This window comes from Paenibacillus sp. FSL H3-0286, from assembly GCF_045040705.1.
GTDB lineage: Bacteria > Bacillota > Bacilli > Paenibacillales > Paenibacillaceae > Paenibacillus_AQ > Paenibacillus_AQ odorifer.
Genome location: NZ_CP150285.1, coordinates 6,977,367 through 6,989,851 on the forward strand (window position 1 = coordinate 6,977,367; position 12,485 = coordinate 6,989,851).

The 12,485-nt window shown below is 44.7% G+C and carries 11 protein-coding genes; 4 read left to right on the top strand and 7 right to left on the bottom strand.

Going from position 1 to position 12,485, the window contains the following annotated elements; all coding sequences use genetic code 11:
* Window positions 1-154: 154 nt before the first annotated feature.
* Both MHB37_RS31090 and MHB37_RS31095 read left to right on the top strand, forming a co-directional pair.
* Window positions 155-730, top strand: coding sequence for a C39 family peptidase (locus tag MHB37_RS31090; protein ID WP_340977770.1), 576 nt, complete (start codon window positions 155-157; stop codon window positions 728-730).
* Between the two features lie 135 nt (window positions 731-865).
* Window positions 866-1,525 carry a hypothetical protein gene (locus MHB37_RS31095; protein ID WP_340977769.1) on the top strand — a complete coding sequence of 220 codons (660 nt, stop codon included), beginning with the start codon at window positions 866-868 and terminating at the stop codon, window positions 1,523-1,525.
* 153 nt (window positions 1,526-1,678) lie between these two features.
* Here the strand turns inward: MHB37_RS31095 and MHB37_RS31100 are convergent, their stop codons facing one another.
* Window positions 1,679-2,227, bottom strand: a complete 549-nt coding sequence (locus MHB37_RS31100; RefSeq protein ID WP_036682364.1) for a pyridoxamine 5'-phosphate oxidase family protein — start codon at window positions 2,225-2,227, stop codon at window positions 1,679-1,681.
* Window positions 2,228-2,380: 153 nt separating this feature from the next.
* On the opposite strand from MHB37_RS31100, the gene MHB37_RS31105 reads away from it, so the two are divergent.
* A complete protein-coding gene (locus MHB37_RS31105) occupies window positions 2,381-3,811 on the top strand; it encodes a PLP-dependent aminotransferase family protein (protein WP_405168820.1) in 1,431 nt (476 codons plus the stop codon).
* Window positions 3,812-4,134: 323 nt separating this feature from the next.
* A complete protein-coding gene (locus tag MHB37_RS31110; protein ID WP_081387811.1) occupies window positions 4,135-4,302 on the top strand; it encodes a DUF4352 domain-containing protein in 168 nt (55 codons plus the stop codon).
* A gap of 147 nt (window positions 4,303-4,449) precedes the next feature.
* On the opposite strand, the gene MHB37_RS31115 is transcribed toward MHB37_RS31110, so the two are convergent.
* From MHB37_RS31115 to MHB37_RS31140, 6 genes are all read right to left on the bottom strand, one after another.
* Window positions 4,450-5,814 (bottom strand): MATE family efflux transporter, encoded by a 1,365-nt coding sequence (locus MHB37_RS31115; RefSeq protein ID WP_312147342.1) that lies wholly within the window; start codon window positions 5,812-5,814, stop codon window positions 4,450-4,452.
* A 75-nt stretch (window positions 5,815-5,889) separates the two neighbouring features.
* Window positions 5,890-6,549, bottom strand: coding sequence for a dihydrofolate reductase family protein (locus MHB37_RS31120; RefSeq protein ID WP_312147340.1), 660 nt, complete (start codon window positions 6,547-6,549; stop codon window positions 5,890-5,892).
* A gap of 20 nt (window positions 6,550-6,569) precedes the next feature.
* Window positions 6,570-7,706 carry an extracellular solute-binding protein gene (locus tag MHB37_RS31125; protein WP_405168821.1) on the bottom strand — a complete coding sequence of 379 codons (1,137 nt, stop codon included), beginning with the start codon at window positions 7,704-7,706 and terminating at the stop codon, window positions 6,570-6,572.
* Window positions 7,707-7,721: 15 nt separating this feature from the next.
* Window positions 7,722-9,662, bottom strand: a complete 1,941-nt coding sequence (locus MHB37_RS31130) for an alpha-amylase (protein ID WP_312147335.1) — start codon at window positions 9,660-9,662, stop codon at window positions 7,722-7,724.
* 36 nt (window positions 9,663-9,698) lie between these two features.
* A complete protein-coding gene (locus MHB37_RS31135) occupies window positions 9,699-10,745 on the bottom strand; it encodes a zinc-binding dehydrogenase (protein WP_405168822.1) in 1,047 nt (348 codons plus the stop codon).
* 265 nt (window positions 10,746-11,010) lie between these two features.
* A complete protein-coding gene (locus tag MHB37_RS31140) occupies window positions 11,011-12,393 on the bottom strand; it encodes an SMI1/KNR4 family protein (protein WP_405168823.1) in 1,383 nt (460 codons plus the stop codon).
* Window positions 12,394-12,485 lie beyond the last annotated feature (92 nt).

A 12,485-nucleotide genomic window follows, 5' to 3' on the forward strand; every position in this document is an offset into this window, starting at 1 on the left:
TTATCCATATCAGTATCCCCCTCTCCATATCAAATGTGTAGACTGTATTATAAAAACGAAAAAATATGTAAACTTTACACATAAGTTAATATACGGTATTTTAATAGTGTTATTAAAAGGAATATTAATCCATAATAAGGAGCTGATTCCATTCATGAAATTATCTTTAAAAAAGAGATTGATGCTTGTTGGAACCTTTGTTTCAGTCTTTCTTTTTTCTTTTGTTTCCCAAGCATATGCGACTAATTTAATTGGCTACCCTACAGCTACACAAGCTAAGAATAATTGGTGCTGGGCTGCGACTAGCGTTACCATACTTCAATATTACGGAATCTCTGTAAGCCAATGTTCTTTTTATAATCATGTGAAGGGAACCTCCGGCTGTACAACAGACGAGAGTGAATCTTATGGAACTGTTCAAGAAGGCATTCATGATTATGGTGTCTCCAGTTGGAATCATACAGGAGCACTATCTTACAGCGATGTAAAAAACCAGATTGATAATGTTGGCAGTCCTATATATGTAAGCTGGAAATGGAATAGTGCTACCGGTGGCGGGCACGCAGTAGTTATCTATGGGTACGACACATATAGTGGAAATGATTGGATTCAACACATGAACCCGAGTGGGGGCACAAAAACCTCCATGTTATACACCAACGTTAAAGGTGGCTCCAGCTACGATAGAACCTGGAGATGGGGACTTCATGGCTTCAACAAATATATTTAAGGAGGGCTTCCCATTAAGAAAACGCTGCTGTTAACTGTAACTTCATTCGTTTTATTTCTGACTTTTTTCTCACCTGTATGGGCTCAGACCGTAACTGAAGATGTTGTTTCTTTTGCAAATACAGAAGGATTAACATTGATTAAAGAAGGGCTATCTAAAGATCCTGAAGGGTATGGTTACAACAATGAAGCAGAGATTAGTGAAATTACCGTAGGTCAAGGAATGCAGATTCATTTTATTGATGGCGCTAAGCTTAGGGCGGCTTCCGATAGTCTGATTGAAACGGTCACACCCCAAGACAACTGGGAGTTTCTTATTTTATCGGGCGGAATACCCAAATCTAAAATGATCATTCAAAAGGATTCAAACGGGTCCTATCAAGTTACTGAGTTTGGAGGAAATCCTAATACTTTGGCCTATGCTATTCATTCACTAGAAGCTGAGGGTGAAGTGAGTGAGCCTACACTTATCCGTGAGCGGGACGAATATATAGCTGCCTTCAAGAAAGACAATCAGGAACTAATCATCGCCCCACAACAAGCCTCATCAGCAGAAACAAAAGGACTAAGCAATATTTCGGAGCCTCAAGCACCCGGGCATTTAATTGATGTGTTACAAACGATGCAGAACGATTCTTCCGATGACGAGCAGGATGGGTCGGGAACCATTGCTTCCGCATATTATGCGGACGATAATAATCATCTGACAAGGTCTATCACCATTAGCGCCATTATTGCTCTATTAGCGGTATTTGTGTTCTGGGCCTATCTCAGAAGACGTAAACAACCTAAATAAATGTAAAAATAAGTAGGCCGCCCTCCTTCATTGGATTGCGGCCTACTTTGATAGATAGTACCTCTAAAAAGCCTCCCTCTCCCCATATGATTAGGACATAAAGGCTGCCAAAGACCTCGTTAGCATAACACCATTTGTAATGGTATCTTGCGGCTAAACATCTCGTCCAGTACCCATGCCCCTTTTATACATTTTTTCTGCTTCAATAGGACTTTCTTTTGCCGTGATATGATACGGAATTACCCGATAAACTTGAACCGGACCGCCAAATACAGCCGATCTATACTTTTCCACATGCTGCTTGGACAAGGGGCGATTATAATAACCGGGTACGTATTTATTGATCAATTCCTGAAGTACGTGTGTGGCTTCATCCAAATCTGAAATCGGTTCTGCTTGTCCAAAAATCATTACGCTCATATAAGCTGTATCCGTTTTGGCTGGTACCGGATCTGTAATAGTTCCGTATTCCTCACATACCGTAAAACACACCTCCGGATTATCACGCATGACCTGATTACGTCTTCCATCTCCAGCCCCATGAATATACAGTTTCCCTTCAGTCCATACATAATTAAGTGGCACAACATAAGGGAGGTTCCCATCAACCAACCCCAGATAACCTAATCTCGTTTGGTGAAGGAACCTTTCAATCTTCTCTTGATCTAGGCATTCCCTGGTCTTGTAACGAACCGAATTCATATCGAATCTCTCCTTTTATTTAAATTGCGGATACCTGCGTTGTTACGGTAGTATATCAATGAATGGATTGCATTAAAATATCCATAATTCGCTGTTTAGAGCAATCCATAACCAGCTTTTTATGATTGGAGTTTCTATTTGGAGGTATGTACGATGATGAAAGTAATTCGTAATGATAAGAGACCGATCTGGCAGCAATTGCTTGATCAAGCGATCCATAATATTACTAGCGGAGTCTGGGCACCAGGAGAACTACTGATTCCTACCCGCGAACTTGCGCACATCGTAGGTGTCTCCCGCTCAACTATACAGATCGTCTATGAGGAATTGTTAAGTCGGGGTTATACAGTTACCTCCCGCCGGGGAGGGACGCGAGTTAGTACATGGAAGCAAGTCGCTATATCAACGAAGGAAATAGAAACAGAGGGCCCCACACCTCCTTCACTCTCCTTGCTAGACTCAGCTGTTGATCAATTACATGACTGGTTCAGAGGTAAAGAGCCGCTAGAAGTGGATATTGATTTCAGTCCCCATGAACCCTATTTGGACGAACAATTCCAAAAAAACTGGCGGCAATCGCTGCTCCAGGCATCCGCTGAAATGGATTTATCAAGCTGGGCTTACGGTAACTGCTACGGGTACACACCATTACGTGAGCAAATACAGCGTTATTTATCACTTGAACGGGGCATACATGTCCAAACCAATCAGATTCTGTTGACCTCAGGAGCTCAGCATAGTATTGACTTAATCGCACAGTCACTTTTAGCTGATGGGGACACTGTCTCAGTAGAAGATCCAGGTTTCCCAGCTGCTTGGATGGCAATGAAATACCGCCGTATGAATGTGGTACCCGTTCCTGTTGATGAGTATGGTCTAGTGGTTGAGCATATTCACCCGCAATCCAAACTGGTCTTTGCCACCCCTTCCCACCAGTGCGCAGTAGGGGTCGTTATGTCGGAGCCCCGCCGGCAACAATTGCTGCATAAGGCCGTTCAAGAACGATTTTGGATCATTGAAGACGATTATGATAGTGAATTTCGATATCGCGGGGAGCCGCTGCCAACGCTGTTTAGTCAGGCATCTAATAATACTTTGTATCTCATGAGTTTCTCTAAAATGATTGCACCAGGCATTCGTATTTCGGCTATTGTTGGATCAGTCGAGGCAATTGCTCAGCTAGCGAAGGTGCAGGAGCTGACTTACCGTCATCTTCCGATTATGGATCAGCTAACACTAACCCACTTCATTAAAAATGGTCATTTTATGCGCCATATGCGAAGAGTCAGAAATGTGTACCGTCGAAGACACGAGGTCATGGCAAAAGCTATTATGGTTAGCGGTTTAGGGGAGCGCTTCACGCTCAGTGGAGTAGAAACTGGATTACATATGTTATTAGAAGCTGAGGAAACATTCGACGAAGAAGCTGTGACAAAGTTAGCCCTACAACATGGAATACGTGTGTACCCTCTTGGACCCTATTGTTTGGATAGCAAAAGAAAAGGATGGGTATTAGGGTTTGCAAAAGTAAATGAGGCAGCGATTGAGCAGGGCATTCATCGTCTTGCGGAGCTGATCCTATAAAATCATCTCCGCAGCACTCACAAAATTTGTTGAACAGTCCATAGACTATTTTAGATCTATGAAACCCTTGCTTCCGCGTATTATCCGGACGATAATAATCACCTAACAAGGTCTATCACCATTAGCGCCATTATTGCTCTAGCAGCGGTATTTGTGATCTGGGCCTATCTCAGAAGACGTAAGCAACCTAAGTAAATGTAAAAAGAAATAGTCGCTCTTTTCATGGAGTGCGGCCTATTTTTCTCTCATCTACGGCTCCCGAGAAATATTCAAACACTGCACTCTAATACTATTAAAAACTTACCAAGAAACTACTAAAAGGCATGTTGATTACTACTTCCGGAGACTATTTTTTATATGAAGGAATCAATCCTGGATTGGCTCAAACAGGCAATGTAGTATTTGAAATCCCAGAAGATATGACTGGCTTTCTTTTAAATGTCCAAACTGGGTTCTGGGGAACCGAACAAGGACAGATTGAATTGAAATAATACTATATGGATCGTAAACCACCCAACTGGATATTTAAAAACCAATGCAAAAGGCACTACCTTGAGGCAGTACCTTTTGCATTGTTAAGTGAAGAGATATCCAATTTAGGGAGGTAATACTCCACATCGACCCAATCAGGTCGTACATTACATAGCTTTTTCAGCCAGATCGTTAACTAAATTTCTCATCCACTTACGGGAGTAAATCCGGGCGTAGCCGAAGCCAAAGCGGACAACCTCCTCCAGCGAGATGACGAGATACACAAGGTAGACAGGTTGCTTCCAAATGTATGACAGCAACAGCCCGGATGGGACACCTATCAGCCACGTTGCGGTAGACTCCATGCCGAATACGAACTTGCTGTCTCCTCCGCTGTTTAGAATACCGCCGGCTATAATCATATTGGATACTTTGACCCAAAGAAATCCAGCAAACACGATAACGATATACATGCTCATTTGCTTAGCATCCTCGGAGATATTGAACGCAGAGACATACAGCTTCGAGCCTGCCGCAATGATAATCCCGACAATCAGAGAGATAATGATGCCTAGGCGAATGAACCTTTTCGCATGATCGAGTGCGATATCAGATTCATTCGCACCCAAACGGTTGCCAACCATTACCCCTGCTGCACTAGCCAGACCCGATAATAAACCGATGCAAAGACCCTGAAGTGGGAAGGTAATGGTCATTGCAGTCATTTCCATCGTCCCCATACGGCTATAAATGACCGCATATGCCGTTTCACCCAATACCCAGATCAATTCAGTCAGTAGCAGCGGATAGGTCGTTCCAAAAAACTTGCGAATGAGCGGTTTAGGAACGCTGAATAAGTTCTTTAACCCGACAGCTCCCGGTAAACGATACCGGTACACGGCACCAATAATCAACAAGCATTCAAAGACCCTAGAGATAAGAGTAGCAATGGCAGCGCCCTTCAGACCAAGCGCAGGAGCACCGAAATGACCGTAAATAAGTACGTAATTCAGTATAATATTCAAGCCAACTGCAATTAGACTTACATACATCGGCCATTTGGCATGGCCAGTACTGCGTAAAATGGCGGAATACATCATCGTGAGCATGACAGGCACAAAACCGATCGACATTATCTGGAGAAAGATATAACCCTCATCTATTACATTCACGTCTGTAGTAAATAGGCTCAAAAAGAGCGGCGAATCGATAAAGACAGCCGCAGAGAACAGGAACGAGAACGCAAAGCCGGTGATCAGTCCGAGACCCAGTACTTGAGAGACGCTTTTGGAATCTTTATTTCCCCAAAACTGGGCTGCATATATGGATACACCCGTCGATAAACCGGCCAAGACAACCGCGATGATCCCGTATATTTTGGTCGACATCCCCACCGAGGCAATTGCCACATCTCCCAGCTGCCCAACCATCAATTGATCCGTCAAATTAAGCAACGCCATCAGCAAGCTTTGAAGCGTAACGGGCACAGCGATTTTATACACACTTTTGTAGAAATCTTCTTTCTCTGACATGTATCGTTCACAACCCCCATATTCTCGATTTTTCCAGAACTTATAGCCATTCGCAGTCTATGACTTAGTGTGAGGTTAGATCACCTTTTTGTAGCGCATGAGCGTGTAGTTATCTTTTGGTTGAATTTCTACAATCTTGAACTTTTTCGCAAAGTTCAATTGCTGATACCCGTCTCCATCCACTAAAGTAATGTTTGTGGAGCCGCCTATGATGATTGGAAGCTGCATTAGAATAATCTCATCGACGATATCCTGATTGAAAATATGCCAGTTTAAGAATCCGCCGCCTTCGACCATCAGACTGGTAATCCCATAGTTCTCCTCCAACTGACGTTCAAGCTCCACAAAATCTACTTTATCCTCGCCGCAGATAAGGCACTCCTTTCCTCTTTGCCGGATCTGTTTGATTTTTTCTTCATCCCGTCCTTTCTCGGTCGTGACAATAATTGTCTTCCCTTGGTCCGAGAGTACATTGCAATCTAGCGGAATATCCAAGGTAGTTGTCGGAATGATACGAATTGGATTTTTATTTTCCTCATACCGATTAGTAAGGAAGGGATTGTCCGTCAAAATTGTATTTTTGCCGACCATAATTCCCTGCACCTTCCCCCGGAATAGATGAATAAATTCCATATCCTCACTGGAAAACAAAGAAAAAAGCTCTTTACTCGAATTACCAGCGCCCATAGTGAGCTTTCCATCAATAGAAATTTGGCTGAATATCGTTGTTTTCATTTGGCTCTCCCCATCTCTTATTAGCTTTTAAATGCGCCCCAAGAGGCTTGAATAGACTGTTCTATTTTGTTCAATGCTTGTTCAGGATTGCTCAAGGGCAGCTCGATAAGACCCGCATTTAACGCCTCCCATACATGGATCATGAAGGGATAAGTCGGCATCGGCCGTGAGTGATCTAGAAGCGATAAAATCATCTTTTTGTTAGGCGCAGCAGAGGCAGCTAGACGGTTCAGTACCTCTTCATGAGCCGGAATCCGCTGTACACCCAGCGTCCACATCGTTTGGCATTCGTCACTCAGCATAAAGCGCGTGAATGATAAAATATCTTCCCGCTCCTCGGACGTTAATGAATGATTAGGGTAGATCAGGCCAATAGAAGAAGACATGGATAACGATTGCCGCCCTTCGATGCTCGGAAGCTGGCAAACCGCAAGCCTATTGTTCATATGCTTATCTAGATGGTTATAAATCCACTCGCCACAAATAATGGCGCCGATCTTACCGTCAATGAACTGCTCAAGCAGTCCTGTCGAGCCGTCGAGACTAACGAGCACGCCTTGATCCATCTTGTCGCGAATAAACTGAAGCGCCTGCTTCATTTCAGAGGTGACGATATTCGGCTTTCCATTCTGTACAGGCCAGCCGCCGAAAGCTGTAAGGAACGGAATAAACCAATAGCCTTGCTGTAAGTCTGCTCCAATCGGTACGATACCTTGGGCGGATAACCTTTCTGCTGCCTCTTCGAACACGTCCCATGTCGTCGGCGCACTAGGGTAAATCGACGGGTTGTAATACACAACCAGATGATTGCCCCGCAATACCGGGATACCATACTGAACACCTTTCATTTGCATCGTTGAAAGAGCACCCTCAGTCAGCGTATCGTCAAATAGCCCGCCCGGCACTTCGGAGTAAAGACCGTTCTCAACATAGGAGGACATGTCGGCAGGAACCATCGCCAGATGCGGACCTTGCTGGGTGTCCTTAATTTGGTTCAGGCGCGCAGTCAGCTCCGTAATATTCATGACTTGTGGCGTAATTTGTACCCCAAAGCGCTCAGTATACAGCTTACAAATTCCCTCCAGCACCTCAATCGAGGTATCTCCCGGACCATCAAACTCATGCCATATCACGACTTCCTTATTGTTCTTTTCCATTGCAGCCTCTCTCCCTTACCTAAATTGTCTATGACTGTTTACGAGCACTAAAGCCTGATTAGGCGCAAGCAGCAAGCAATCGAACGCCTGACCTACGCTGCTACCCGTTAAGGAACTATCCAGTGTTACCGTCATTGGGCATCGGCCAGGTACGGCAACCTTCAAATCAACTTGGCAGAAAGCAGCAGCACTCAAGTTAAAGCAGCACAGCAGCGTTTCATCTCCATGCATATACCCATACAGAACAATACCTTCCGGGGATTGAGCCACGAAAAAGTTTTCCGGCTTCACTAGGTGGCGCCAATCTCTCTTGAGTTCACTTAGCTCCGCCAACAGCGGCAGCATCGGTGTAGGATTGGTCCAATTAATTTGCATGACGTTAAAAAAAGCTCGGGAAATCTCCTCTCCGTTCGTGTTGTCTCCAAGACCACAGTTGAGCGGCTGCTCCTCATTCATTTCATAACCCGTCGTCACGTATGGAATTGCGTTCGGAAGAAATTGATTAAATACCGCAATCATCCGAGCAACCTCAACACCGCCACGGCTGGTGATCCGAGGAGTATCTGCTGTTTCTGCACAGGCAAACACATGAATATTCAACTCAGGCAGCTCTTCTAAGAATGAAACGAGATTGTCTTTAGTAATTTGTGTCATGACGTTCCATCCACTGCCAAGCATAATGTTATAGCCGGTGTTTGCTGCCTTCTTGTGGTTGCGATTGAACAAATCTTCGCTGATTAAGATCGCATTTGGATTCATCTCTTTAATCGTGTCAAAAATACGAGTCAACAACGGAATAGGAAGCACGTGTCCGATGTCGATGCGGAAGCCGTCAATCCCATATTTTTCGAGATTAACCCGTACTGCCTCCTCCAGAACATCCCACAGCTCCAGATTCGGCTCCTCTCCCGGGTAGTCATTGCATTTAATCGTATCAAAAAGGACATATGGCGCCTGATCGGGACTTATAAGATGTCTCACTTGCGGAGAGAAATCCTTGTAGAGGCGTAAGAACGTAATGTCTGTCCAAATCGGCTGCACATCATTTATCCAATCCGAATGCGCTGGAGCAGTCGTTATCCCCATCTCTTGCTCCACCAAAGTTAATAGCTCATCTCCAGTTTTAGCAGCTTTCTCCTTTAAGTGCTGCCAAAGAATTGGATGGAGTTCATTGGGCGGTGGCGTGAACTTCCGCAGAAATACTGCTGTCTCCTGGCTGCGGTAGACCGTCTCCAATTTGTCCGGCGTACACTCCTCAAAAAATCCAAGCTGGGGAATCGCGGGCGGCGCAAAGCCTTCTAATTCGTCCATTTTGATCCAATACACCCATTCAGGATGCTCGGTAATGAACACACTGTTTTTCGCCGTCACACGGGGAATGAAATCAACAACAGTCTTAATATCAAGTAAATGACAAGCCTCTACCAAAGCGCTGAGCTCATCGTGGATCGTAAACTCCTCCATATCATCCAATAGGCTATCGTGCAGGTTCTCGTCCAAATGGAATAACGATTGCACTGCGTAAGGGGACCCAATATCCCCCTTCAGATTCAACTTGCTGTACTGGTTAACTGGAAGCATGTACAGAATATTGATGCCCATTTTCTTTAGCAGAGGCAGAAGAATAAAGAATCTTAAAAAAGTACCCGATTCAATTTTTCCGTCATGGTTATAATCCCAAGCCGTAGAATAGCGAATAAGCGAAGAATAGATCGCGCTATCGTCCAGATTTATGCGTTCCTTAAGCAGATATCTCCACGAAAGCCTGTCCACATAATTCAAATGATCAGTCAAAAAATCATACGGGTGTACACAAATTTCACCCTCTTTTTCTAAGAGAACACGTTCATATTGGCACTCATTCCACACTGCGGGTATCCAAATTGGCTCTACCTCTTTGGCCTTTTGTGTAGACAAGTAATCTTGAATTAATCTGAATTTGCTATCATTGCTCATCAACAGTGCCACCTCTCATTGATTGTAGTCTTACGTTTAGGGAACAAAAACCGTCTTTACGGTTTCACTCCCAACCACCTTCAAAGAGTTCAATTCATAGCCGATTAACTCATCTATCGCTGCTTCATGCTGACTGAGCTTAACTTTTCTAGTTACTAGTTTCTCCATTTCAGGAGTTTCAGCGGCAAACCGCAAAGCTTCCTCGAAAATGTAGCGGTATTCACCTGCTGCTATAATTTTTATTGCATGCTGCACGAATTTGGTAGGGGAAAAGGTGTAGCGATACTTCGCATTAATACCAAAAGGAACGATGCGGCCTCCACGTTCAATCCACTTTTCCGCCATTTCGAGTTGAGTGCCCACCGTATCGATAATCACATCAAACTTATGTCCCCCACAGATTTTGTCTACGGTAGCTTGATTTAATTGGGCAGGGGTTAGAGCAAAATCTGAGATCTCTCTGGCAAAAGCTAGCCGATAGGGATTAACTTCAGTCGCTACCGTGAGCGCAGATTTCGACTTGCTCACAATTTGGCTTAACAGTCCCATTGGACCCGATCCAAGAATGAGTACCTTGTCGTCTGCTGTGACATTAGCTTCTTTGAAATTGTGCAGTACACAGGCAAGCGGCTCAATCAAAACCCCCGTCTCCCAGCTCATATGATCGGGAAGACGGTGTGCAAACGTTTGTGCAGTTGAGTAAAAAAAAGTGAATGTCCCATTTCGATTCAAACCCGCAATAGGCATCCCATTTCCATCGATGCCCGTACAGAGGTGCGGCTGTTTCTTCAAGCAAAAATAGCATACATCACAGCTTTGATTCGGATCGATAACTACGCGGTCGCCTACCTTAACACGGTCAACGTTGCTGCCGATTTGGATTACAGTCCCTACTGCCTCATGACCACGAATGACCCCTGGAACCCCCTCCTCTTTCCCAGTTATGACTGCTAAATCTGTTCCACATACACCTGTCATCTCAATCCGGATCTTGACTTCATCCGGTGCTGCAATCTGCGGCTCTTCCCATTCGCAGAGCTCCAGCTTATGATTGGATGTCCACACCAACGCTTCCATACTCATTCCCCTTTCTCTTTTTTGTTATCCATATTCGCCCAGAATATATCATAACTACCATGTAAAAGTAAGGTGAATGTTGTCGAAAAATGTTAATAATTACATTTTTATATAAACACTCACGAGTAAGCGCTTTAATTTTCTTTCGCTTATTATGCGGATTGCACTGTCTGAAACGGCAAGTTTAAGGGCCATCCCTTGTGGGATGACCCTTGAATACTATCGTGATCAATCGAGCACCGCACGGGAATAAATCCCACATCAACGTCTCCTATTTTGCAGCTTCCGCTTCCAGCCGTGTAATGACCTCTGAGCCGGCTTGATCTGTGAAGCTAAGCACCCCGTTTTCCTGAACGATCAGTCCTTCCCGTATTCGGCCATCCAGCCAATCGCTGATCCAGCCGGGAGCATACCCTCCTTGGCCGAACTCGCCGCCAAAAGCAATCATTTCTTCATATACATCCAGATATTGTTGACGGCTCGTATTTGGATAAGAGCTTGTGTATAGCCAGAACTGCACATCATACATCAGAGTAGAAAGCTCATCCGCATGAAAGGAGAAGTGTCCCTTCTCTTCAACGATTCGGGTACATACTTTACGGATCTTCTGCTCAAGCTGATCTACTTCAGACACATGGCTGCACAGCTTCGCAAGCAATGGTGAGAATTGGCCTACGGCTACTTTGCGCAAATCCTCCTCTTTATCTTCTTCAGAGGTGTCGTATTCTTCATCACTCACCAGGCCGCGTATAAACGTCTCGAAGTCTGGGGCCAGAAATGTAATCTCATAATTATCTTCCTGATCCACATGAATCACCTCGGGTTCACCGTCCTTCCCGCAATTCCGGTAATCCAGCATCACGACATCATGACCTGCCGAAGGGCAATCGCAAATTACCACGCCAATGTCAGGGTATCCCCACTCCTCAATCATAAACGGACTGCCGAGATCGCCGCAGAGTGAATAGCTTTTCTCACGTCCGATGCCCATAATGCCCGTAATCGCAATATGATCCTCAGCCCATGAGGTCGCATCCTCCGTAGGAAAACAAGTATTATAAGGCACTCCCCCATTGTGCTGCTTCATCAGACTGATATAAGAGGCAGGAAGCTTGTAACCCAGTTCTTCTTCTACAGAAGCAATCAGCTCATCCGTAGGCGGGGCCGAAACATATTCTTTTAGCGCATAATCGCTATCTTTCCAAAATTCGGAGAGGTCCATCCCTTCAAAAGGAGTTGCAGTCGTCCCCGAATCATTATGTTGCTCTCTGATTGCCTGTCTGGCTGCGGCGTGTTGTTCTTTGCGTAGCTTGCGCTGGCTGAATTTCAGAAACATGGCCGTATTCTCATCATCCGGATCGAGGTCATGGGCAATACCCAGCACTCTCACCGCTTCCTCATATCGATTCAAATAATAGTAGGAATATCCCACACGAAAATGCCACAGATAATCATTCTGTCCTTGTTCCGCAATCTTCGCGAAGTGTTCAAGGGCTTCTTCATAACGTTCCAAATTGTTATACGCTCTTGCCAGACTGCTGACCATCTCGTAATCTCTGTCCGCTGGAGGAATCTCCATCAGAGTGTCTACAATCTTCTGGTGTTCATCATCTTCATGCCACTGTGTCAGCTGTGCGATTAGTTCTTTGTCCATGGTCTACCTCCCAAGCTTATAATCAAGTTACTAGAATATAGAGAAATATGGTTTTCCCTATTCTACCAGATGGGATGTAGGTATTGAAAATC

Excerpts from the sequence above, each read along its gene's own strand:
- MHB37_RS31125 (WP_405168821.1), bottom strand. The coding sequence starts at position 7,706 with ATGGAAAAGAACAATAAGGAAGTCGTGATATGGCATGAGTTTGATGGT.
- MHB37_RS31115 (WP_312147342.1), bottom strand. The coding sequence starts at position 5,814 with ATGTCAGAGAAAGAAGATTTCTACAAAAGTGTGTATAAAATCGCTGTG.
- MHB37_RS31110 (WP_081387811.1), top strand. The coding sequence starts at position 4,135 with ATGTTGATTACTACTTCCGGAGACTATTTTTTATATGAAGGAATCAAT.
- MHB37_RS31100 (WP_036682364.1), bottom strand. The coding sequence starts at position 2,227 with ATGAATTCGGTTCGTTACAAGACCAGGGAATGCCTAGATCAAGAGAAG.
- MHB37_RS31135 (WP_405168822.1), bottom strand. The coding sequence starts at position 10,745 with ATGAGTATGGAAGCGTTGGTGTGGACATCCAATCATAAGCTGGAGCTC.
- MHB37_RS31140 (WP_405168823.1), bottom strand. The coding sequence starts at position 12,393 with ATGGACAAAGAACTAATCGCACAGCTGACACAGTGGCATGAAGATGAT.
- MHB37_RS31120 (WP_312147340.1), bottom strand. The coding sequence starts at position 6,549 with ATGAAAACAACGATATTCAGCCAAATTTCTATTGATGGAAAGCTCACT.
- MHB37_RS31090 (WP_340977770.1), top strand. The coding sequence starts at position 155 with ATGAAATTATCTTTAAAAAAGAGATTGATGCTTGTTGGAACCTTTGTT.
- MHB37_RS31105 (WP_405168820.1), top strand. The coding sequence starts at position 2,381 with ATGATGAAAGTAATTCGTAATGATAAGAGACCGATCTGGCAGCAATTG.
- MHB37_RS31130 (WP_312147335.1), bottom strand. The coding sequence starts at position 9,662 with ATGAGCAATGATAGCAAATTCAGATTAATTCAAGATTACTTGTCTACA.